At 67.3% G+C, this 22,201-nt stretch carries 18 protein-coding genes; 16 read left to right on the plus strand and 2 right to left on the minus strand.

Translation table 11 applies throughout. The annotated features are described in order from the left end of the window. The first annotated feature begins 115 nt into the window (after positions 1-115). From ACFWF1_RS11200 to ACFWF1_RS11210, 3 genes are all read left to right on the plus strand, one after another. A complete protein-coding gene (locus ACFWF1_RS11200) occupies positions 116-988 on the plus strand; it encodes a HAMP domain-containing protein (RefSeq protein WP_379281643.1) in 873 nt (290 codons plus the stop codon). Between the two features lie 160 nt (positions 989-1,148). Then, complete coding sequence (locus ACFWF1_RS11205; RefSeq protein WP_379281644.1) at positions 1,149-1,982, plus strand: alpha/beta fold hydrolase; 834 nt, start codon at positions 1,149-1,151, stop codon at positions 1,980-1,982. A gap of 80 nt (positions 1,983-2,062) precedes the next feature. Beyond that, positions 2,063-2,389, plus strand: a complete 327-nt coding sequence (locus ACFWF1_RS11210; protein ID WP_357387652.1) for a hypothetical protein — start codon at positions 2,063-2,065, stop codon at positions 2,387-2,389. Between the two features lie 43 nt (positions 2,390-2,432). Here ACFWF1_RS11210 and ACFWF1_RS11215 read toward each other — a convergent pair whose 3' ends face one another. Then, on the minus strand, positions 2,433-3,017 hold the full coding sequence (locus ACFWF1_RS11215; protein WP_379281645.1) for a GNAT family N-acetyltransferase: 585 nt from the start codon (positions 3,015-3,017) through the stop codon (positions 2,433-2,435). A 68-nt stretch (positions 3,018-3,085) separates the two neighbouring features. Beyond that, complete coding sequence (locus ACFWF1_RS11220; RefSeq protein WP_379281646.1) at positions 3,086-3,286, minus strand: DUF5988 family protein; 201 nt, start codon at positions 3,284-3,286, stop codon at positions 3,086-3,088. A gap of 508 nt (positions 3,287-3,794) precedes the next feature. Here ACFWF1_RS11220 and ACFWF1_RS11225 point away from each other — a divergent pair. From ACFWF1_RS11225 to ACFWF1_RS11285, 13 genes are all read left to right on the plus strand, one after another. Then, positions 3,795-4,598 carry an IclR family transcriptional regulator gene (locus ACFWF1_RS11225; protein ID WP_379281647.1) on the plus strand — a complete coding sequence of 268 codons (804 nt, stop codon included), beginning with the start codon at positions 3,795-3,797 and terminating at the stop codon, positions 4,596-4,598. 19 nt (positions 4,599-4,617) lie between these two features. Then, on the plus strand, positions 4,618-5,385 hold the full coding sequence (locus ACFWF1_RS11230) for an SDR family NAD(P)-dependent oxidoreductase (protein WP_379281648.1): 768 nt from the start codon (positions 4,618-4,620) through the stop codon (positions 5,383-5,385). Positions 5,386-5,707: 322 nt separating this feature from the next. Beyond that, the gene (locus ACFWF1_RS11235; protein WP_379281649.1) at positions 5,708-6,787 is read left to right on the plus strand and encodes a fatty acid desaturase family protein; all 1,080 of its coding nucleotides are present in this window, start codon (positions 5,708-5,710) and stop codon (positions 6,785-6,787) included. Between the two features lie 641 nt (positions 6,788-7,428). Continuing rightward, positions 7,429-9,543, plus strand: coding sequence for an AMP-binding protein (locus tag ACFWF1_RS11240; protein WP_379281650.1), 2,115 nt, complete (start codon positions 7,429-7,431; stop codon positions 9,541-9,543). A 2-nt stretch (positions 9,544-9,545) separates the two neighbouring features. Then, positions 9,546-10,589 (plus strand): 3-oxoacyl-[acyl-carrier-protein] synthase III C-terminal domain-containing protein, encoded by a 1,044-nt coding sequence (locus tag ACFWF1_RS11245; RefSeq protein WP_379281651.1) that lies wholly within the window; start codon positions 9,546-9,548, stop codon positions 10,587-10,589. 22 nt (positions 10,590-10,611) lie between these two features. Next, on the plus strand, positions 10,612-13,233 hold the full coding sequence (locus ACFWF1_RS11250) for an aminotransferase class III-fold pyridoxal phosphate-dependent enzyme (protein WP_379281652.1): 2,622 nt from the start codon (positions 10,612-10,614) through the stop codon (positions 13,231-13,233). A 54-nt stretch (positions 13,234-13,287) separates the two neighbouring features. Then, a complete protein-coding gene (locus ACFWF1_RS11255) occupies positions 13,288-14,388 on the plus strand; it encodes an acyl-CoA dehydrogenase (protein WP_379281653.1) in 1,101 nt (366 codons plus the stop codon). 37 nt (positions 14,389-14,425) lie between these two features. Further along, positions 14,426-15,904, plus strand: coding sequence for an FAD/NAD(P)-binding protein (locus ACFWF1_RS11260; RefSeq protein WP_379281654.1), 1,479 nt, complete (start codon positions 14,426-14,428; stop codon positions 15,902-15,904). Beyond that, positions 15,901-17,481: a DHA2 family efflux MFS transporter permease subunit gene (locus ACFWF1_RS11265; RefSeq protein WP_379281655.1), complete on the plus strand. Its 1,581-nt coding sequence runs from the start codon at positions 15,901-15,903 to the stop codon at positions 17,479-17,481. Before ACFWF1_RS11260 ends, ACFWF1_RS11265 begins: the two co-directional genes overlap by 4 nt. Before the next feature lie 30 nt (positions 17,482-17,511). Then, positions 17,512-18,606 (plus strand): DUF3419 family protein, encoded by a 1,095-nt coding sequence (locus ACFWF1_RS11270; RefSeq protein ID WP_379281656.1) that lies wholly within the window; start codon positions 17,512-17,514, stop codon positions 18,604-18,606. 7 nt (positions 18,607-18,613) lie between these two features. Beyond that, on the plus strand, positions 18,614-20,191 hold the full coding sequence (mtnA, locus tag ACFWF1_RS11275; protein ID WP_379281657.1) for an S-methyl-5-thioribose-1-phosphate isomerase: 1,578 nt from the start codon (positions 18,614-18,616) through the stop codon (positions 20,189-20,191). After that, entirely contained in the window at positions 20,188-20,757 is a 570-nt protein-coding gene (locus ACFWF1_RS11280; RefSeq protein WP_379281658.1) for an acireductone dioxygenase, read from the plus strand. The genes mtnA and ACFWF1_RS11280 overlap by 4 nt, the downstream gene beginning before the upstream one ends. A gap of 502 nt (positions 20,758-21,259) precedes the next feature. Continuing rightward, positions 21,260-22,195 (plus strand): SGNH/GDSL hydrolase family protein, encoded by a 936-nt coding sequence (locus ACFWF1_RS11285; protein ID WP_379281659.1) that lies wholly within the window; start codon positions 21,260-21,262, stop codon positions 22,193-22,195. Positions 22,196-22,201: the final 6 nt, after the last annotated feature.

Here is a 22,201-nt window from a genome sequence, read left to right on the forward strand (position 1 = left end):
CGCCGCCGACCAGCGACAATAGCCGGATGATCACTGCCGTCGTCGATCCGCGCCCCGGTGCCGCTCCGCACTGCGGGCGGAACCGGGGCGTCGGCTCCTCGGCTCGGGTCGCGTGATGTTGCGGGCCAGGATCACCGCCGTCGCGGTCGCGGCCACCGCAGTCGCCATCGTTGTCATCGTCGGCTCGTTCTATCGCGGCACCAGCGAGGTTGTCGCCGATCACCTCGACCGCAGTCTGAACGATCGCGCGGATACCGTGCTGGCCGTGCTCGGCACCGGCGCCACGCTGTCACCGCGGCCGGACACCGTCGAGCAGATCCTGTCGCCCGACGGCACCGTGCGCCTGCTCGGTTCGAGCGGCCACCCACTGCCGGTCTCCGACGCGGATCGGGCGATCGCCCGAACCGGCAGTGGCACTGTCGAATCCGATCTGGATTTCGACGGCCAATCGTATGGCACGCTCACCAGGCCGCGCCCCGGCGGCGGCGCGGTGATGGTCGCCCAGCGCTATCGAGAACCCGAACGGATCGCCCGCGAATTCTTCTGGCGCACCATCGGGATCACCATGATCGCGGTGCTGGTAGCAGCCTTGCTGAGCTGGCTGGCGATCGGTCGCCTCCTGCGACCCGTGCGGCGGCTGCTCGCCGCGACCGAACACATCAGCTCGACGCAGGACCTGTCCACCCCGCTACCGACCGCAGGCCGCGACGAAATCGGCCGCCTCACCGGCAGTTTCGACTCCATGCTCAGCGCGCTGCGCCGCTCCCGCGACCAGCAGCACCGGCTCGTCCAGGACGCAAGCAAGGAACTGCGCACTCCGCTGGCGTCGATCCGCAGCAGTGCCGAACTGCTGCAGAACGCCCGCGGCCGACTCGACTCCGACGACGAAACACGAGTTCTGACAACGCTTGTCCAGGAGTCGGCTGCACTCGACGAGCTGGTCGCGGAGTTGGTCGAACTCGCCTCCGAGCAGCCGCCGCAACATTAGTCGATTCGATAGCGGTGTACCGCGTCGTAGATCTTGCTGCAGTCCTTGCATAACAGGTCCTGTGGGGCGTTGACCTGCGCGTTCGGAAACCGTTCAGTGGGCCTCGAGGCATGGCCCAGATCATCTGAACATCACATTCACCAAGAAGGGCAGATCAACAATGCAGACCAAGCGCACTCGGGTCGGACGCACCATGCTCATCGGGATGGCCGTCGCGCTGAGCATGGCCGCGTCCGCGTGTTCGGCCAAGGCCGACAACGCCCCATCGGCCGAGCCGTCGTTCGACAAGCCGTCGGTGCTGCTCGTGCACGGCGCGTTCGCGGACGGCTCGAGCTGGCGCAAGGTGGCCGAGAAGCTGCAGCGTGACGGCTACCGGGTCACCACGGCGGCCGTCCCGCTGCGTGGCCTGACCTACGACGCGGCCTACATCCGCGGGGTGCTGGACGGTATGCCGGGCAAGACCATTGTGGTCGGCCACTCCTACGGCGGCGCGGTCATCACCAATGCCGCAACCGGATCGGCGAAGGCGGCCGGACTGGTCTACATCGCCGCGTTCGCACCCGACAAGGGCGAGAGCCTGGGCGAGCTCGACGGGCGGTTCGGCGGACCGGCCGGCAAGATCTCGGTGCCGCGGGAGTACCCGCTGCCCGACGGCAAGGGCAACGCGCCCGAACTGGCCATCGCGCCGGACAAGTTCGGCGAGTTCTTCGCGCAAGACCTGCCCGCCGCCGACCAGGCGGTGCTGGCGGCCGGACAACGTCCCATCGCGGTGGCCTCGTTCACCGACCAATCCGCCGAACCGGCCTGGCAGACGCTGCCGAGCTGGACCCTCGTCGCCAAGGACGACAAGATGATCCCGCCGGTCGGGCAGCGCGAGATGGCCGCCCGGATCAAGGCCACGGTCGTCGAGCACGCGGGCAGTCACGCGATCGCCCTGTCCCAGCCGCAGGCCGTCGTCGACATCATCGAGACCGCGGCCGCCAAGACGGCCTGATCGGCACCCGACACGGCTAAATCTGGTCGGCCGATTCCGAAGGTTTGTAATAGTCGGACGGTATGACCGATAGTCAGGGCATGAAACGAATACTCGCATGCGTAGGTATCGGTGCCGCCGCTCTGATGTTCGCTGCTCCGATCGCCTCCGCTGACCCCGACGCCGACGCCAGGCTTGCCAACCGGCACGACTGGTCCGGTGAGTTCATGTCGCAGGACAACCTGCGCCTGTCGTCGCGGATCGTGATCAGCCCCTACGGCACCAGCCGTCCGATCATGTGCAGCGGCGGTGACGGGCACTACTCGCTGTTCCCGTACGACTGCACCCAGAACGACGACAACGGTGTGGCACACCAGCTGGACCGGGTCATCGCGCTCGGCGGCGGTGGCGTCTGGCTCTATCGCTGACACCGATGAATTGAAGGTTCCGCCTGCCCAGCAGGCGGAACCTTCATTCTGTGCCAGGCTGGCCGGCTTCGCGGAGATCCTCGGGTAGCAGACTGAACAGCATCGTGTCGCGCCGCCCGCCTTGAAAACGCATGTACGAGCGCATGATTCCCTCGAGGAAGAACCCGGAACGCACCGCGACGCGCTGCGAGGCGATGTTGTCGGGGGCGCAGGTGAGTTCCAGCCGGGCGATGTCGAGCACGTCGAACGCCCAATGTGCCAGCAGGCGAACGGTTCTGCTCGCTGCACCACGCCCGCGGGCCTGCGGTACGAGCCAGTAGCCGACGCCCGCGCGTTGTTGTTCGAGATCGATGTCGTACACCGAGCACCCGCCCCACACCTGGCTCGGATCGGCGGCGTCGACGATGGCGAGGCTGACTTTCTCGCCGCGCTCCCACTCCCGCTTCTCCTGATCGGCCCGCTCCCGCACGCGCGCCGCGGTGACCGGCTCGCCCGTCGGTGAAGTAAAGCGCCGGTACTCCGGATCGGCGTAGCCCGCGAGCCGCTGCTCGATATCGCCCGCCTGCCAAAGGCGTAGCGCGACAACGTCATCGGTGAGTGGTGGATCGGGTACCGGTAGTACTGGCATGACCGACACGCTAACCGACATGCGCAGGGAATCGCGCGCTCCCTGTACGCAGTGGGCTCGTAGGCGATTCACTCGGCGGCTCTGGTTCGGAACGACCAGAGGTAGACCGGAAGGTGGCGGCCGTCTAGTTCGACGTCGAAGCCGGTCGGATCGAAGTGTTCGTAGCCGCTCAGCCTCGGCACCTTGACCGGCGCGGCCACCTCGGCCGCATCGATATGCCAGAGCTGGGGTTCCGCGGATGGTCCACCGACCAGGACGATATCGATCATCTGTGACACCGTGATCACCTGTCTTGCTGTCTGCCGAGAAGGCCGGGGGATCCCGGCTACCCCAGGACGCTAGGCCCACGTCCGGACGCAACGAAGCCGGTGTTCCGTGCTGTGGAACATTGATCGAATAGGACGTTGCATACTCCTCGGTGTGGTTATTGCTGTGAAATAGTCTGTACCCGGCTGATAAACGGCGACGTTCGGTATTCGTTCCGAATAGGTGAACTTACGGCACACAGTGGTCACGCGAGACCGGGTTTTCGATCATGAATGCGGCCCGGTAGCTGCGGCGGAGGGTCTTTGCACGGTGTACGTGCAAACGCTGCGGCGGGAGTGCCGGTTTCCGGCAGCCCTGTCGTAAAGTTCGTATTCGCGGGCTCGGGAAGAGGGCTTCATAAGGGAGTGGAAATGTTGATTGCTTTGCGTTTACGACGCCCGCTCGTCGGCACGGGTAATTATCCCGTTCTGTCGTCGAGCGTCGCAGCACGCCGGGTCGAGCAGCAGCGCCATGCGTGAGTCGTCGGACGCCGACGATCTGGTGAGCCGGGCGGCCCGAGTGCTGGACCTGCTGGGGGATCAGGCGACGCCGGTGGCGCTCTCGCACATCGCCCGCGGGGCCGGAATCCCGAAGACCACCGTGTGGCGGCTGCTCAAGATTCTCGGCGCCAACGGTCTGGTCGAGCGGCAGGAGGACGGCTACGTCGTCGGGCCGCGGCTGGTCCATATCGCGGCGCTGCCGGAGGACCACGAGCTGCTCCGGGCGTCGGCCGTGCCGTTCCTCGTCGATCTGCACGTGCGCACCGGGGCGATGGTGTCCCTCGGCGTGCTGGTCGGTTCGGAAGTGCGCTATCTGGAACGGATCTACGGGCATATGGCGGCGCGTACGCCGTCCTACGGCCGCACTTTCGCGCCTGCGCACTGCACCGCGATCGGCAAGATTCTGCTGGCCTACACCCACGACCGCGCCATCGAGCTGACCCAACCGGGCGCGCTCGTCGCGGTGACCCCGCGCTCGATCACCGATATCGACGAGCTGACTGCGCAGTTGGATGCGGCCCGCAGCATCGGAATCGCCGTCAACGACGGGGAATTCGTGCGCGGCGTGCGCTGTGTCGCCAGCCCGGTGCTGGACCGGCAGCGGCATCAGCCGATCGCGGCGGTGGCCATCGGCGACGCGACGTCGAGTCTCGACGTGGAGCGGGCGAGCAGGCAGATCCGGCAGACCGCCTTCGCCGTGTCCGTCGCGGTCCGGGCGGCGGCACACGCGCGGCACGCTTCGACCCGGCAGGCCGACATGAGCCGCAGCAGCTGATTGATGGGATGATCGGCGCATGGATGCGGGTGTGCGGCGGGTGGCGTTGGTGACCGGAAGTTCGCGTGGGCTGGGTCGCGCGATCGCGCTGCGGCTGGCGCGGGACGGAATAACCGTGGCGGTCAACGGATTACGCGAGAGCTCGGCGGCGCGTGACGTCGTGCGGGCGATTCGGGACGCGGGCGGCGAGGCCGACCTGTTTGCCGCCGACGTGACCGACGAGGATCAGGTCGCGGGATTGGTCGAGTCCGTTGGTGCGCGGCTGGGTCCGATCGATGTGCTGGTGTTGAACGCGACCGGCCCGCAACCGGCCGCCGCGATCACCGACACCGGGTGGGACGATCATCTGGCGCAGTTGAAGTTTTTCGTGAAGAGCCCAGTTCTGTTCGGGCGCACCGTGATTCCCGGCATGCAGAAACGGCGATTCGGCCGGGTCGTCACCATCGATTCCGAGGTCGCCCATCGCCCGCCGCCGGGCAGCTCCGCCTATGCTGTCGCGAAGAACGCCCAGATCGGTGTGGCCGAGAGTTGGGCCCGCGAGCTCGCCCCCTTCGGCATCACCGTCAATACTGTTGCACCGGGTTACATTCCGTTCGAGCGACATGATGAGCGGCAGAAGGAAGTCGCGGCGATGGATACCGGCGCGTATCTCGCGTCCGTGCCGGTCGGTCGTCTGGGTGTAGTCGACGATGTCGCCCATGCCGTCAGCTTCTTCGCCTCCGACGGTGCAGGTTTCGTCACCGGTCAGCGCGTCCTGGTCGATGGTGGCCGCAGCCTCGTGGCCTGATCCCTGCGACTCGTATTGTTCAGCCGCCGCTCGAATCACCGGCCCGCAGGTCGGCCAGGCGGAGTTGTCACGCAGATGTGTCGCCGATCCGGACATACGTTCATCTGATGGTGGTCTCGTCGCTCCATCCTGTATAGCGGCAGGCAAGCCGCAGGGTGCCGACTTCCGATACCCGCTGTAGTTGGCCGCGGCCCGGCAGGCGACAGTTAGAGCCAAGAGAACACCCACTGCTAACAGGATGCGTAGGCGCCCCGTGGTAACAGGACGAACTACCGGCTCGGCGGCACCGAGTTCCGCCGCGACCACGAGTACGGTCGCGGACGTGTTGGACTACATGGATCCCGAAGGCGAGCCCGCCGCGTCGACGGTGCGGACCCGTCCGCCCAAGCGCGGCAGTGAGTACGCGGTGCTGTTGCGTCGCGTGCGGGACGCGGGGCTGCTCGACCGGCAGTTGCGGTACTACATCGGCAAGACCGCGGTCATCGGCGGCGCGTTCGTGGCCGGGTGGGCCGCGTTCTTCTTGCTCGGTGACTCGTGGTGGACGCTGGTCCCCGCGGTGTTCCTGGCCGCGGTGTTCGCGCAGATCGCGTTCCTCGGTCACGACGCCGGGCATCGGCAGATCTTCGGCACCCGGCGCGCCAACTACCTGTACGGGGTGATCGCGGGCAACCTCGGCATCGGGCTGAGCATCGGCTGGTGGACCAGCAATCACAACCGGCATCACGCGCACCCGAACACCGAGGGCGCCGATCCCGACATCATGGGCATTCTGGCGCACTCCAGCGATCGGGCGAAGACCGGTAAGGGCTTCCGGCGCTTCATCTTCCGTCACCAAGGCCGGCTGTTCTTCCCGATGCTGCTGCTCGAGGCGGGCAGTCTGCACTTCTCGAGTGTGCGGGCGGTGCTGCGCTGGTCGATCCCCAACCGCGTCTGGGAGGGCGTGCTGCTCGCCGCGCATGCCGCGGGTTACCTGGCCGCGGTGTTCCTTATTCTCTCGCCGGCCAAGGCGGTGGCGTTCATCGTGGTGCAGCAGGGCCTGTTCGGGTTCTACATGGGCTGCACCTTCGCGCCGAACCACAAGGGCATGGCGGTGCTCGCCGAGGACGACGCCACCGACTTCCTGCGCCGGCAGGTGCTCACCTCCCGGAATGTCCGCGGCAGTTTCGTCGTCGATACCGCGCTGGGCGGCCTCAACTATCAGATCGAGCATCACCTCTTCCCGTCCATGCCGCGTGTCAATCTGCGCCGGGCGCAGCCGATAGTCGCGCAGTTCTGCGGCGAGATCGGGGTGCCCTATTGCGAGACGGGCCTGTTCGACTCCTATTCCCAAGCGCTGCGGCACCTGCATACCGTCGGCCAAGCAACCCGGCCGGTCGGTTCGGCGAATTCAACCGAGGCATAACAACACACATAACTGCTCGATAATCCAGGCCTCGCACGTTTCGGCGTGCGGGGCCTGTCTCGTCTGTGCGGACGCGATGACTATCCGATGATCTTTTAATGATCAGAACTGATAGGACGAAAACCCGGTTCAGTAGCTGGGGCGGTACGAAAACGTTCTTGCAGATGTCGTAGACGTCTCAAGTAGCGCGGAAAGTGTTGATCGTCAAATCTGTTGGCGGCGCACAGAACGAGTCTTTCAAAACGAGGCTTGCGCGCGAACTGGTCATCGGATCGGGTGGTCCGTAGACCCGAATATGCTCCCCCCAACTGGGGGGAGAGACGGTCTGTCGAGCCTGTCGCCGTCGCTGGGTGCCTGGCGCTGACCTGCGAGTATCGCTGATGCATGCGAACTGAGTCTTTCACTTCGAGAGACTCGGATCGAAGTAGGCAGATTAGCGGCTAATTTACATGGATGTCATAAACGTGTATTTCATTGGCTACAGGTTGACCGAATCCAGATAGCCCCGTTAATCTGATTCGCGGTTCCGCAACTCGATCCCAGTTCTTCGGGGTCGCAGGCCTCAAAGTCGAGGCAATATCCGTAGCGGGGGAATGATTCGATAACCATCGTGCGGAGCCGCGATCGATGTTGGGGTTTTCATGAGCAATTCATCGGACTATCCGCATGCGCCTTTAAGTAATTGGATGGACCTTCTCGACCTACGTGCCAATGAACTTGCGGATTGCACTGCGTTCGTCTTTCTCGACGAAGAAGGACAGCAGTCGGATACGCTCACCTATCGTGCGCTGCATCAGCGCGCCAGGGCCTTCGCGCACCGTCTGACCAGCGAAGTCAGCGTCGGCGATCGGGCTCTGCTGCTCCATCCACCCGGCCTCGAGTATGTTGTCGCATTCTATGGCTGCCTGTATGCCGGAGTGATCGCAGTTCCCTTGTTTCCGCCGGAGCGAAACAGGGCTGAGCATGTGGACGTGGTGGCGCGGGACTGCGCGGCGAGTGTGGTCGTGACCAGTGCGAATGTGGCTGCCGGCATGGATTCCCTCGCCGACGACCTGTTCATCAAGGGTCTGCCTCGAATTGTCGAATCGGCCGCGGCGGAAACTGGCGAAGCGGTCACCGACGACGCGGAACAGACCACGTACCCGGAGTTCCCGGTCACTGATATCGCCTACCTGCAATACACCTCCGGGTCGACGTCGACGCCGAAGGGCGTGATCATCGACCACACGATGGCACTGCACCAGTGCGCGGAACTGGTCTACGGCTGGGGCGTCGACAGCACCAGCGTGGTGGTGTCCTGGTTGCCGCACTTCCACGACTTCGGCCAGGTGAGCAGCGTGCTCATGCCGGTGTTCACCGGCACCAAGGCGGTGCTGATGGCGCCTGCCACCTTCGTGAAGAGCCCGATCCGCTGGCTGGCCGCCGTCTCGGAATACCGTGGCACACATAGTGGTTCGCCGAACTTCGCGTTCGACCTCTGCGTGGACAAGACGACGCCGGAGCAGCGCGCGGGCCTCGACCTGAGCAGCTGGCGGCTGGTGTCCAACGGCGCCGAGCCGGTCCGCAAGGCCACCCTGGACCGCTTCCGGGACACCTTCACCCCGCACGGCTTGCCGCGCACCGCACTCACTCCCGGTTACGGACTCGCCGAGGCCACCCTCAAGGTGACGTCCGGCTCGTCCGGCGTCGCGTTCACCTCGGCCCACTTCGACGAGACCGCGCTCGGACTGCGCCGGGTCGAGCCGGCGACCGGACCGGCGAGCACCGAGCTGGTCGGCTGCGGCTGGGCCGTCATGGACACCGAAATCGCCATCGTCGCACCGGAATCCGGCGAACGCCTGCCCGCCGACACGGTCGGCGAGATCTGGGTGAGCGGCCCGATCGTGTCCCCGGGATATTGGGGACGGCCGGAGGAGAGTGAACAGACCTTCCGCGCGACGATCGCCGGCGCCGACGACGGCAAGACCTACCTGCGCACCGGCGACCTCGGATTCCTGCGCGACGAAGAGCTTTTCATCTGCGGCCGGGTCAAGAACCTGATGATCGTCAACGGGGTGAACTACTACCTGGAAGACATCGAGGCCACGGTGGTCGTCAGCGACGACTCGCTGCGCGCCGGCGCGGTCATCGCCTTCGCGGTGGACCGGGACGGTCAGGAAAACCTGGTGCTGGTCGCCGAACATCGCGCCGACACCAGTCCGGCGCAGCTGGTCACCGTGGTGCACGACGCGGTCGCGCGCAAGCACGCGCTCGCGCCGTCGGTGATCGTGTTCATCAGCCAGGGCACCATTCCACGCACCACCAGCGGCAAAATGCGCCGCCAGCAATGCAAGGCCGATTTCCTCGCGGGCCGTCTGAGCGAGGTCCACCGCTGGGAGGGTCTGGTGACCATCACCGAAACATCAACCGCGCACGACAATTCGGGCTCGCCGGGCATGCCGTCGATGCGCGAACTGGTGCAGCAGGGCCTGCTGACCCAGGTGCAGGAGTGGATCGCCCAGCACCTGGGTTCCGAGGTGGCGCAGGTGGATACCGGCCGCTCGCTGGTCGAGCACGGGCTCGGCTCGGTCGATCAGATGAACCTGCACGACCACCTGGAGACCTGGTCGGGCAAGCGGTTCCCGCCGGAGCTGATGTGGGACGCCGAAACCATCGACGACATGACCGGCCGCATCGCCGACCATCTCGTGCCCAATCCCACTGCGGCGCCGCTCGAAACGCCGGTCACCGATCCCACCGGCGTAGGAGCTCAGTAGCGATGAAGATTCGTTCGGTGGCCGCGGGCTTACCCGCCCGCACCGTGACCAATACCGACATCACCGACCTGATCGCCGAGCACAGCGCGGACTACTTCGAGGGTGACCTCGACGCCGCACTGCGCAAGGTCGACTACTACCTGCGTTACGCGGGTTCGGAATCGCGGCAGTGGCTCGACGCCGGGGAACGACCCATCGAACTGCTCCGCGATGCGGCCAATTCCGCACTGGCACAGGCTGATCTGCGCCCGGACGACATCGACCTGCTGATCTACACCGGCATCGGCCGCGGCTTCATCGAACCGGGCGGCGCGTACCACTCGGCCGCCGCGATCGGCCTGACCAACGCGCACTGCTTCGACATCCTCGATGCCTGTATGAGCTGGACCAGGGCCGTGCAGGTCGCCGAATCCCTTTTCCGGACAGGGCAATTCCGCAGGGCGATGATCGTCAACGCGGAGTTCAACCTGCGCTGGGGTGGTGCGGTGTTCCCGCACCTGTTCCGGATGCGGCAGCTCGACGCGCTGGAATCGACCTTCCCGGCCTACACCCTCGGCGAGGCGGCCACCGCGACCGTGCTCACGGCCGAGGACAACGAGCCGTGGGAGTTCCACTTCGCCTCGCGCCCGGACCTGGCGCCGCTGTGCAACGTGACGCTCGACGGCTACGAGGGCTACTGCGAGCCGTCGGACAAGCTGGCCGCGAACGGCGTCGGCTTCTTCACCTCCTACGGCTTCGAGATGCACGAGGCGGGTGCGGCCGACGCGCACGCGGTCTTCGAGCGGCTCGACGTGCCGATCGACGAGGTTGCCGCGCTGTTCACGCACGCGTCGAGCAAGCGCTACTGGCAGAGCATGGCCGACAAGGTCGGCCTGGGCGAGGTGATCCATCACGTCTACGACACCACCGGCAACGTGGTGTCCGCGTCGGTGCCCGCTGCCATCGCCTCCGCGGTCGCGGCCGGGCGATTACGCCCCGGCGACCGGGCGGTCGGCTGGGTCGGCAGCGCAGGCATGTCCTTCGGCGCGTTCTCCTTCGTCTTCTGAGCCTGATCGGAACTGGTTAACCATGCTCAAGCATCTGGCCAAGGCGGCCACCTTCTCGGCGCTCGGCGCCGCGGAGTATTCGATCGCGACGATCCGGCAGCGCGACGTCAAGGGCACCGAACAGCGGCGCGCGGACGCCATCCTGGAGTTCCTGCTGCGGATGGGCCCGATCTACATCAAGATGGGCCAAATCGCCGCCACCCGTTCGGATCTGCTGCCGCCGTCCTGGGTGGACACCCTGCGCGTGCTGCAGGATCAGACGCCGCACATGTCGAAGGAGGCGTCGCGCCGGGCGATCGAACGCGAGCTCGGCGGACCGATCGAAAACACCTTCCGTTCCCTCGATTTGGAGCCGGTGGCCAGCGCGTCGGTCGCGCAGGTGCACATCGCCGAGCTGCTCGACGGCCGCAAGGTCGCGGTGAAGCTGGTCAAAGACGCGGTGCCGCAACAGATCGAGGAGAGCCTGAGCGCCATCGGCTCGGTGCTGAAGGTGGTGCACCGCGCCACCCCGCGGGTGCGGGAACTGAACCTGCCCAAGCGCTTCGACGAGGTGGCCCGGTTGCTGCGGCCACAGGCCGACATGACGCACGAGGCCGAACAGCAGCGGCGGATCGGCGCGAACTTCAAGGCGCACCCGTATGTTCAGGTGCCGACCGTGCTGCCCGAACTGGTCACCTCGCGCATGCTGGTGATGCAGTTCATGGACGGCATCCCCGGAAAGCTCTCCGAGACAGTGGGATTCCCGCGCGAGCGGCTGGCGCAGCGGTTGCAGGACGTCATCTACACGATGCTGTACATGCACGGCATCTGCCACGGCGACCCGCATCCCGGCAACGTCATGTTCACCGCGGACGGCTCGCTGATCCTGCTGGACTACGGCGTCACGGTGGAGCTGAGCGAGGACGAGAAGTGGGGCCTGTCCTCGTTCTACTACGCCTGCACCCGCAAGGAGTGGGATGTCGCGATCGACCGCTTCACCCGCTACTTCGTGCTGACGAACAAGAAGCTCGATGCCGATCGCGACACCTACAACGCCGAGATGGCCGAGGTGCTGCGCTACCACTTCGACATCAGTTCGAATCAGTGGTCGACCGTGTCGTACTTCAACGACGTGAGCAACGTGCTGCGCAAGTACGACGCGCAGTACACCACCAACTTCACCAAGGTCGAGCTGGTCTTCCTGTCGTGTGAGGGCTTCGCCTCGCAGATCGATCCGAACATCGACATCTGGGCCAACGCGCGCAAGTTCACCGATCGCTACTCGCCCTACATGAACGCCGAGATCGAGAAGCGCTTCGAGACCGGCTTCGCCGCGCAGATGCCGACCTCGCTGGCCATGCGCGACCGGGCCCGCGACACGCTGGTCGCGCCGACGCACATCGACCGCTACTTCTTCCCGAGCGGGTTCCCGGTGTTCGTCAAGGAAGCCGCGGGCGGCAGCGTGCGCGACTTCGACGGCAACGAATACCTCGACCTGTCCGGCGGTTACGGCCCGCACCTGCTCGGCTACGCGCACCCCGTGATCAACGCCGCGATCACCGCGGGCACCGAACGCGGCCTGGTGAACGGCATCGGCAACGCGGCCGAGATCGAGCTGGCCGAACTGCTGGTCGACGCCTTCCCCGCCGCGCACAAGGCGGTGCTGTGCAATTCGGGCACCGAGGCGATCATGATCGCCACTCGGATGTGCCGCGGTTACCGGCGGCGGACCACGGTGGCCAAGTTCGAGGGCCATTACCACGGCTTCTCCGATCAGGGCATGGTCAGTTCGTGGTTCCGGTTCTCCGGTGACAGCAAGCGGCCCGAGCCGGTGGCCGGTTCGCTCGGTTCCGACCCGGGCACCGTGGACAACACGCTGGTCATGCAGTACGGCGACATCAACGGGCTGGCGCGGCTGCGCGAGCATGCCGACGAACTGGCCTGCGTGATCCTGGAGCCGATGCCGACCTCGGTGGTCGCGTTGAAACTGGAGTTCCTGCGCGAATTGCGCAGGCTCTGCACCGAACTCGACATCCCGCTGATCTTCGACGAGGTCGTCTCCGGCTTCCGCGTCGCCTACGGCGGGGTGCAGGTCTTGGCCGACGTGCACCCGGACCTCACCTGCCTCGGCAAGGTGATCGGCGGCGGCCTGCCGTGTGGCGCGGTGGTCGGCGACGCGCGGATCGTCGACCTGGCGAAGAGTTCGCAGGATCCGTTCTACGACTACGAGAACAAGGTCTTCGCCGGTGGCACGCTCAGCGGCAACTCACTGACCTGCACGGCCGGCCTGGCCGCCCTGACCTATCTGCGTGAGCACCAAGAGATCTACGTCGAACTGGAGGAGAACACCCAGCGCCTGGCCACCATGCTGCGCGCGGCCACCGAGCAGCGCGATATCGCCTGCCGGATCAACGCCCGTAACTCGATTTTCTCGCTCAACTTCAGCCACCGCGAGGCGGGGCTGTACCGAGAACGGATGGCGGGCAGCAACTTCAAGGCCACCATCGCGCTGGCCTACTACATGCGCAAGCATCAGGTGTATCTGCCTGAGCTGCACAGCTTCCTGATCAGCGCCGCACATACCACCGAAGACCTCGACCAGATCGCGAATGCGTTCGAGAAGAGCCTCGACGAGATGCTCGCCGATCAACTGTTCGTCGTCTGACCCCGTACCAACGAAACACTGGGGGGTCAATCATGGGAGATAGCAATGCGATTCATGTCGAGGGAACGAGAGACCGCCGAGCGGTACGTGCCCGGACTCGATGCCAAACTGGGCGAGGTCGCGCTCGACGTCCTCGAATCCACCGATAGTCCTGGACTGAGCCTGTTCCGGGCGGCGGGCGGCGCCGGCCTGCTGATCGGCAAGGAGGCGGGCGGTCTCGGCGCCTCGCTGCTGGAGGCCGCACAGGTGCACCGGGTGCTCGGAAGTCGTTCGCCCTCACTGGCTATCGCGGTGAACATGCACTCGTGCACGGTCGCCGCGATCCCGCCGGGGCCGACCACCGAGGCGATGCTCGGCATGGTCGCCCAGGGCGGCCTGTACCTGGCTTCGGCGTTCGCCGAAGGCGTGCCGAGCGCGAGCGTCATCGCGCCCAAGCTGCGCGGCGAGCGGGTGCCCGGCGGCTGGAAGCTGTCCGGCAGCAAGAAGCCGTGCAGCCTGTCCCGGTCGATGGACATCCTCACCGCGAGCGTCATGCTGCGCCCGGACGGCGAGGACGAGGAACAGCTTGCCCTGGTGATCATTCCGGCGGATTCGCCGGGCATCGAGGTGCGTCCGCTCGGCAACGGACTGGTCTTCCCCGGCTCGGAAACCGAGGAGGTCGTGCTGACCGACGTCGAGATCCCCGAGGAGTCGGTGTCGTTCTTCGGCAAGACCGACAGCCTGAACGCGGCACTGACCGCGGGCTGGCTGACCTTCGAATTGCTGGTCTCGGCCTGCTATCTCGGCATGGCGAGTGGGCTGGCCGAGCAGGTGCTGAATCAGCGTCGCGGCAGTGCCGTGGATCGGATGCTGCTGGTGAGCGAGTTGGACGCCGGGATGGCCGGGATCGAGTCCGTCGCCACCGACATCATGAACGGCCGGGCCGACGCCGAAACCGTCGCGCGCGCTTTGCATGTGCGCTTCGCGGTGCAGCGCACCGTCGAACGGACCTCGGCGCTGGCCACCGAGCTGCTCGGCGGCGTCGGCTTCATGGTCGGTTCGAGCGCGCTGTTCTACACCGCCTGTCGCGGCCTGGCCTTCCACCCGCCGTCACGGGTGAGCATCGCCGACCCGCTGGACCGGTTCCTGGCCGGCGAGGCGTTGATCGTCACGTGAGAGCCGCATCGCGAGAACAGGATTCGAGGTCGGACTGATGGGGAAAGACCCGGACACGGCGGTCGTCGTGCAGATCGGGCGCGGGCCGACCGGGACGGCGCTGGCCAGGCAGCTGCTGCCCGGCCTCGCCGCGGGCTCGCGCTATGTGGTGATCGACCGTGACCCGGCCGCACCGCATCTCGCGTTCGGCACGCCGGAGCCGACGCACCTGCTGAACACCAGGGCGGCCAAGTCGGCGCTGAATCTCGGTGACCCCGAGGAACTTCAGCGCTGGCTGACCGAACAGGCGGCGGTGACGGGGGAGCCGGTCGCGGAGTTCCCGTCGCGCGCGGCGTTCGGGCGCTACCTGCGGGACGTCTTCGATCAGGCGGTGAAGCAGGCGGCGGCCACCGGGGTGGTGGTCGATCTCATTCAGGACGACGCCGTCGGGATCACCGGCGAGCCGGGAAACTGGGTGGTGCACTGCGCCGGTGGCGGTAGCTATCGGGCCGATCGGGTGGCGATCTGTGTCGGGATGCTGGCGCAGAACGATCCCTTCCCCGAATTGGCATGGCAGCCAGGGTATTTCGAAGACCCATGGCGGCTGCCCGCGGTGCCCGCCGATGCCAGCGTCGCGGTGCTCGGTACCCGGCTCACCGCGATCGACACCGGACTGACGCTCGCCGCGCGCGGCCACACCGGCCCGGTGCTGTTCGCCTCCCGGTCGGGGCGGCTGCCCCGGCTGCGCGGCCCGGAGACCACCGCGCCGGTACCGCACGTCGACCAGTGCATGCGGGCCGCCGCCGACGCCGGCACGCTGCGGCTGGCCGACTTCGGCCGGGCGCTGATGGCCGACATCGAGGCGGCGTCTACCGAACCGCCGGATTGGTCGCAGGTTCGTGACTGCGGCCCGACCACCCGGGAGATGCTCGCCGCCGAGCTGGCCGAGGTCGAGGCGGCTACCGAACGCGGCTGGCAGCAGGTGGTCAACGGCGCCTCCCCGCTGCTGCTGCCCGCCTGGCAGCTGCTCGCCGAGGCCGACCGGGTGGAGTTCTTCGCCGAGTGGCTCACGCCGCTGCTGGTGCACGGCGCGCCGATCCCGCCGGAGACCGCGCGGCGGGTGCTCGACGCGATGGACGCCGGGCGGTGGCGGGTGCTGGGCGGGCTGTACCACGTGGTCGCCGACGACACCGGGTTCGAGGTGTTCACCGAGGACCACGTGCAGCAGGTGGACGTGGTGATCAACGCGACCGGCTCGGGCACCGACGAGCCCGCGCTGCGCACCGAACCGTTGCTCGCCGCGCTGCTCGACGCGAACCTGCTGACGGCGCATCCGCTCGGCGGGGTACGCATCGACGTCAGCACCTTCGAGCCGCTCGACGATGCCGGCGCACCGGTGCGCGGCATCCACGTGATCGGTGACCTGACCCGCGGTGCGGTGCTCGTCACCAACGATGTGATCGCACTGTCATTCCAGGCCGCACTCGCCGCCACGGCGATGCGCGCGAAGAACGAAGCAGGGGTGCATATTTCATGACAACATCGGCCGTGACCAGCACGACCTCGCGAACGAAATCGCTCGTGCTCGCAGTGCTGTGCCTGTGCGTCATCGCGATCTACATGGACGCGATGATCGTGAACCTGGCGCTGCCGAGCCTGGTACGCGAACTGGGTTCGAGTACCAGTGGGCTGCAATGGATCATCGACGCCTACGCGCTGACCTTCGCGGCGCTGGTGCTCGCGGCCGGTAGCCTCGGTGACCGATTCGGCAGGCGCTCAACGCTGTTGGCGGGTCTGCTGGTCTTCACCGTGGCGACCGGCGCGGGTGCGCTGTGCACCTCGACCGGTCAGCTGATCGCCGCGCGCACGGTGATGGGTCTCGGTGCGGCGCTGATCTATCCGTCGACACTGTCGATCCTGACCAACGTCTTCGTCGAGCGTAAAGAGCGCGCGGCGGCGATCGGCGTCTGGGGCGCGGTGTCGGGCATCGGCGTGGTGCTCGGCCCGATCCTGGGCGGCGTACTGCTGGAGCACTTCTGGTGGGGCAGCGTGTTCGTGGTGGTGGTCCCGGTCGGGCTGGTGTGCCTCCTGCTCGTCGCGCTGCTGGTGCCGAATTCGCGGGACCCGGAGACGCCGGGCCTGGACTTCCCGGGTCTGGTGTTGTCGACGACGGCGATCGGGCTGCTCGTCTACACCATCATCGAGGCGCCGAACCGCGGCTGGTTGAGCGCGGTAAGCTTGCTCGGCTTCGTCTGCGCGGCAGCGCTTTTCGCCGGTTTGGTCTGGCGCGAACTGAATACCGCGTATCCGATGATCGACGTGCGGCTGTTCCGTAACCTGCGGTTCTCGGCCGCCTGCGCGACGATCACCATCACGTTCTTCACGCTGAACGGCTTCACCTTCCTGGTGACCCAGTACTTCCAGTTCTTGAAGTCCTACACCCCGCTCGGCGCCGGTGTGCGGCTCATCCCGGTGGCGGTCGCGATCATCATCGGCTCGGTGGTCGGCGGCAAGCTGGTGATCAAGCTGGGCACCCGGATCGTGGTGACGGCGGGGCTGGTGCTGATGGCCAGCGCCTACGCCTGGTTCTCCATCGACGGCATCGAGACCAGCTACTGGCTGATCGCGGCGCAGATGGTGGTGATCGGCCTCGGCATCGGCTCGGTCGCGGTGCCGGCCACCGAGGCCATCATGGGCGTGGTGCCCGCCGCCAAGGCGGGCATCGGCTCGGCAATGAACGACGCGACAAGGCTTTTCGGCGGCACCCTCGGCATCGCCGTGGTCGGCAGCGTGCACCACTCGCTCTACAACAACAAGCTGCCCGACGGCAGCGTGCCCGGCGTGCCGCCGGAACTGCTGGAGCACAGCCGGGATTCGGTGGGTGCCGCACTGCAGGCCGCCGCGGGTCTGGCCGCGCGCGGCCAGAACGCGGTGGCCGAGGCGCTGGCCGACGGCGCGCAATCGGCCTTCCTGCACGGCTTCCAGGTCTCCTGCCTGGTGGTGACCGGCATCTGCGCGGTCGCCGCCGTCGTGGCGGGCACGCTGCTGCCCGCCCATCCGCCGGTGCCGGAGCCCGCACCCGCCGCCGACCAGGCCGACGTGGCCAACGCATGACAACACGCTTTGCTCGGAGAGGTACACATCATGAAAAGTGCTGAAACCAACGAACGTTGGCTGCTGTACAGCACCTGCGACGAAGACTCCCGCTCGGAGCTGCGCGCGCTCGACATCGCCGAAGGCGACAACGTGCTCGCGGTGACCGGGAGCGGCTGCCGGGCGCTGAGCCTGGTGGTCGGCAACCCGGCCACCGTCACCTCGGTGGACAGCTCGGCCGGACAGACGTATCTGCTGGAGCTGAAACTGGCGGCCATCCGGCACTTTTCGTATGACACGCTGCTGGAGTTCCTCGGCGTCGACGAGTCGGCGCACCGCTGGAAGCTGTTCGAGGAGCTCTCGCCGAAACTCTCGCGTGGCGCGGTGGCCTATTTCACCAAGTACCACAAGGCGATCGAGAAGGGCGTGCTCCAGGCGGGCCGGCACGAGCAGCTGTATGTGCGGGTGGTCGCCCCGGCGATGCGGCTGCTCTACGGCGCGGGCATGCGCGAGCTGTTCAGCGCGCCCGATCTGGAGACCCAGCGCCGGATCTACCGCAACCGCATCGACGGCAAGCTGTGGCGGGCCATGGTGCGCAACGGCTTCACCGAACGCACGCTCAAAACGGTGCTCAACGACGACTCCTACCGGGTGGTCACCGACGTGCAGTCCTGCGGCGACTACGTGCTGGAGCGGCTGGACCACACGCTCACCAATCACCTTGCCAAGGACAATGACTGGGTCACCTTCATGTTCAATGGCAAGTACCTGAACCGAGAGGTGCTGCCGCACTACCTGTTGCGCGACAGCGTGGCGGCCATCCGGGCCGCGGACACCGCCGTGAACGTGGTCAGGGCGGACCTGATGGATCACCTGCGCTCGCTGCCGGACCGGTCCGTCGACAAGTTCTCCCTGTCCGACGTGACCAGCTGCATCGACCGGGAGCAGTTCGGCACCCTGATGAAGGAGGTCGTGCGGGTCGCCCGGCCGGGCGCGCGCATCGTCTACCGCAACTTCCTGTCCAGGCACACGCCCGCACCCGAATTGCTCGACCTGCTGCAGCGCGACGACGAGCTGTGCGCGGCGCTCTACCACGACGATTACGCGTTCGTGTACCAGTTCGAAGTGTTCACCGTCGCGGCCTGAGCGCATCATGGAACGCTCACTGGACTGGGTGGACGGCACCGTCCACGCCGTGGATCAGCGCGCACTGCCCGGCGAATACCGGGTCGTCGCGCTGGGCACGGTCGATGAGGTCATCGAGGCCATCAAGACGCTGACCATCCGCGGCGCGCCCGCGATCGGCGCGGCCGGGGCCCTCGCGGTAGCGCTGGCGGCCCGCAAGCACGGCGACGACCATGCCGCGGTGCGCGCCGCCGCCGAGCGGATCGCGGTGGCCAGGCCGACCGCGGTGAATCTGGGCTGGGCGGTCCGCCGGGTGCTCACGTCGCTGGCGGACGGGCCCGCGGCGGTGCTGGATACCGCCCTCGCGCTGCTCGCCGAGGACGAACAGGTCAACCGGACGATGGCGGCGCGGGCGGCCGACGAGGTGCTGGCGTTGTCGGGCCGGGATCGGCTGCGGGTGCTGACCCATTGCAACACCGGCAGATTGGCGACCGTCGCCTGGGGCACCGCGCTCGGTACGATCCGCGAGCTCGCGCAGCGGGGCCGGCTGGAATCGGTGCTCGCCGGGGAGACCAGGCCGCTGCTGCAGGGTGCCAGGCTGACCGCGTGGGAATTGGCCGAAGCCGGTATCCCACACCGGGTCTGTGTGGACTCGGCCAGCTCAGCGGCCATCGCTGCGGGTCTGGTCGACTGTGTGCTGATCGGCGCGGACCGGATCACCGCCGAGGGCGACGTCGCCAACAAGATCGGCAGCTATCCGCTGGCCCTGGCCGCAGCGCGGGCAGGTATCCCTTTCGTGGTCGTCGCGCCGGAATCCACTGTGGACGAGACGATTTCGGATGGTGCGTCGATCGTGATCGAGCAGCGGGCGGCCGTCGAGGTCACCTCGTTCGCCGGTCAGCCGGTCGCGCCTGCGGGCACCGACGCGTACAACCCGGCCTTCGACGTGACACCGCGCGATCTGGTCACCGCGGTGGTCACCGAACGACGCACGCTGCGCCCGGCACTCGGCCACGGCATTCCGGCGGTCGCCGCACGGCTGTATCGGCGCGGCTGGCTGGACGGCACGGCGGGCAACCTCTCGGTGCGGGTGCCCGGCGGCCGCGCACTGATCACCGCGAGCGGCCGGAGCAAGGGCGAGCTCAGCGCGGCCGACCTGGTCGCGGTGGACGCGGAAACCGGTGCGCCGGTAGGGGAGTCGGGGCGACCGTCGGCCGAGGTCAGTATCCACGCCGCGCTCTACCGCGCCTTCCCGGACTGCGGCGCGGTCGTGCACGCGCACCCGCCGCACGCCACCCTGGTCGCGACGCAGGCCGGGCCGGGGACGGTGCGCTTCGGTGACTTCGAGATCGTCAAGGGATTCGGGCCGCGCGGTGCGGGACCGTTCGCGGTGCCGGTGCTGGCCAATCACACGGACGTGCCGCGCATCGCGGCCGAGCTCGCCGCGCTGTGCACCCCGGACTCGCCGCCCGCGCTGCTGATCGACCGGCACGGCGCGACCACCTGGGGCCCCGATCTGGCAACCGCACTCAATCGAATGGAGTGCCTGGAAATGCTGTGCCGACTACATCTACGCAGCACAACGACCGAAGGAGGTCAGTCATGACCATCGTGCAGGTGATGGCCGAAGACGATCGCGACGATGTGCTGGTGCGTACCACCGATCGCGACGAGATCGCGGAACTGTTGCAGCCGTTCGGCATTCAGCTCGCCCAATGGCCGACGAAGGATCTCGACGCCAGCGCCGAGGAAGCGGAAGTGATCGCCGCCTACCGCGCCGAAGTGGATGCCGTGTGCGCCTCCGGCGGCTACCAACTGGTGGACGTGGTGCGGATGGTGCCCGATCCGGAGAACGAGGGCTGGCGGTTGCGGGCCAAGGGCGCGCGGGAACGGTTCCTCGACGAACACCGGCACGCGGAGAACGAGGTTCGCTTCTTCGTCGAGGGCCGGGGTTGCTTCTATCTGCACCTCGGCAACCGGGTGTACGCGGTGGTCTGCGAGGAGGGCGACCTGATCTCGGTGCCCGCCGGGACCACGCACTGGTTCGACATGGGCGCGGTGCCCCGATTCTGCGCCATCCGGTTCTTCGAGGAGGCGGACGGCTGGATCGGTGATTTCACCGGTGATCCGATCTCGGGCAAGATGCCGACGCTCGACGAGCTCCTCGCGTGAGTTCGGCGTCGGAAACGGCTGCACACCAGGGGATCACCCGATTCGCCTGGAACGAGTTGGGAGAGATTGCGAATGACATCGACCAGTAATCGGAGCAGGTTAACGCGGCGGGCTGTCGCGGCGGTCGCGTTGTGCGGCATCGCGTTTGCGGCCGCAGCATGCGGAGACGATGCGAAGTCGACGACGCCGAGCAGTTCGGTGGCACCGTCGCCGGTGCTCGCACCCGCGTCGTCGGTCGCGCCCGCATCATCGAGTGTGGCACCGGAAGTCGCTCCGCCGCCTGCACCCGCGCCGGCCCCTGCGCCGGAACCAGCTCCTGCGCCCGCGCCTGCCCCGGCTCCCGCGCCTGCTCCGCAGCCCGCACCCGCGCCGAAACCCCAACCCCAGCAACCACAACCGCAGCAGCCGGCGCCACCCAAGCCGCAGCCGCCGACGTTGCCCGATCCCGGATTCGAACCGAAACCCGGCTACTGACCCTGCCGCGCACCCGACAAGGAAGCACATGAAGCTCTCGACCCGTTACCGCGCACTGGCCGCCGCCACCATGAGCATGGCGTCCGCGCTGCTGCTCGCCTCGGCCCCGTCCGCCTCCGCCGACACCGATGGCGGGAAATCCCTTGTGGTGCTCGGTGACTCGTTCACCGCGAACGGCGATATCGCCGCCGCGCTGGAAAACGTGACGCCCGGTGCGGCACCGGACTGCTCGCACGGCCCGACCTCCTGGCCCACTCAGCTGGCCCAGGATCTCGGCATCTGGGGTACCAACGATTTCGCCGACATGTCCTGCCGTGGCGCGTCTTTGGTGAGCGGCCCCGGATTCACCCTCGCGCACGAGGCGCGCGGCGCGGACGCGCAGGGCTCGTTCGGGCCACGGACCAAGACGGTGCTCATCCAGACCGGCCTGAACGATGCCTGGGGTGAGAACACGGTGCGGCTGCGGCAGACCCTGCTGAACTGCGTGCTCGACGTGATCCGGGGCTGTGGCCCGGAGGCGGCGGAACAGGGCCGCGCCACCGACTTTCGCGGTGTGAACACCCAGGAATACGTGAATCGCATTCGGCCGGTGGTCGATTACGTGCGGTACTACGCGCCCAACGCGCGGATCGTGTTCGTCGGCTACCCGGAGATGAACGCGCCTGGCCAGCAGACCTGGTGCGTCGACGTGCTCGGCGTCGGCTCCATCGTGCAGAGCAGGGCCGGCTCGGCGATCCAGCTGTGGGACCGGATGGACGTGGCACAGCGCGAGGCGGCGCAGCTGCTCGGGGTGGACTTCTTCGACGCGAAGGCGGTCACCGCCGGGCACGGGCTGTGCTCGCCGCAGCCGTGGCTCGCGGGCATCCTCGACCCGCGCAGCGAGCTGATGGGCACTCCGGTGCATCCGTCCTCGCACGGTGACGGTGTCGTCGCGGCGGCGCTACAGCGGCTGATCGCGGGCTGATCATGG

It is taken from the genome of Nocardia sp. NPDC060255 (assembly GCF_042727395.1).
Classification (GTDB): Bacteria; Actinomycetota; Actinomycetes; order Mycobacteriales; family Mycobacteriaceae; genus Nocardia.

What these genes read in the sequence shown, in the direction of transcription:
- ACFWF1_RS11240 (WP_379281650.1), top strand. Translation starts at nt 7,429, where the DNA reads ATGAGCAATTCATCGGACTATCCGCATGCGCCTTTAAGTAATTGGATG.
- ACFWF1_RS11270 (WP_379281656.1), top strand. Translation starts at nt 17,512, where the DNA reads ATGAAAAGTGCTGAAACCAACGAACGTTGGCTGCTGTACAGCACCTGC.
- ACFWF1_RS11260 (WP_379281654.1), top strand. Translation starts at nt 14,426, where the DNA reads ATGGGGAAAGACCCGGACACGGCGGTCGTCGTGCAGATCGGGCGCGGG.
- ACFWF1_RS11250 (WP_379281652.1), top strand. Translation starts at nt 10,612, where the DNA reads ATGCTCAAGCATCTGGCCAAGGCGGCCACCTTCTCGGCGCTCGGCGCC.
- ACFWF1_RS11230 (WP_379281648.1), top strand. Translation starts at nt 4,618, where the DNA reads ATGGATGCGGGTGTGCGGCGGGTGGCGTTGGTGACCGGAAGTTCGCGT.
- mtnA (WP_379281657.1), top strand. Translation starts at nt 18,614, where the DNA reads ATGGAACGCTCACTGGACTGGGTGGACGGCACCGTCCACGCCGTGGAT.
- ACFWF1_RS11220 (WP_379281646.1), bottom strand. Translation starts at nt 3,286, where the DNA reads ATGATCGATATCGTCCTGGTCGGTGGACCATCCGCGGAACCCCAGCTC.
- ACFWF1_RS11265 (WP_379281655.1), top strand. Translation starts at nt 15,901, where the DNA reads ATGACAACATCGGCCGTGACCAGCACGACCTCGCGAACGAAATCGCTC.
- ACFWF1_RS11285 (WP_379281659.1), top strand. Translation starts at nt 21,260, where the DNA reads ATGAAGCTCTCGACCCGTTACCGCGCACTGGCCGCCGCCACCATGAGC.
- ACFWF1_RS11255 (WP_379281653.1), top strand. Translation starts at nt 13,288, where the DNA reads ATGTCGAGGGAACGAGAGACCGCCGAGCGGTACGTGCCCGGACTCGAT.
- ACFWF1_RS11200 (WP_379281643.1), top strand. Translation starts at nt 116, where the DNA reads ATGTTGCGGGCCAGGATCACCGCCGTCGCGGTCGCGGCCACCGCAGTC.
- ACFWF1_RS11245 (WP_379281651.1), top strand. Translation starts at nt 9,546, where the DNA reads ATGAAGATTCGTTCGGTGGCCGCGGGCTTACCCGCCCGCACCGTGACC.
- ACFWF1_RS11210 (WP_357387652.1), top strand. Translation starts at nt 2,063, where the DNA reads ATGAAACGAATACTCGCATGCGTAGGTATCGGTGCCGCCGCTCTGATG.
- ACFWF1_RS11280 (WP_379281658.1), top strand. Translation starts at nt 20,188, where the DNA reads ATGACCATCGTGCAGGTGATGGCCGAAGACGATCGCGACGATGTGCTG.
- ACFWF1_RS11225 (WP_379281647.1), top strand. Translation starts at nt 3,795, where the DNA reads ATGCGTGAGTCGTCGGACGCCGACGATCTGGTGAGCCGGGCGGCCCGA.
- ACFWF1_RS11205 (WP_379281644.1), top strand. Translation starts at nt 1,149, where the DNA reads ATGCAGACCAAGCGCACTCGGGTCGGACGCACCATGCTCATCGGGATG.
- ACFWF1_RS11215 (WP_379281645.1), bottom strand. Translation starts at nt 3,017, where the DNA reads ATGCCAGTACTACCGGTACCCGATCCACCACTCACCGATGACGTTGTC.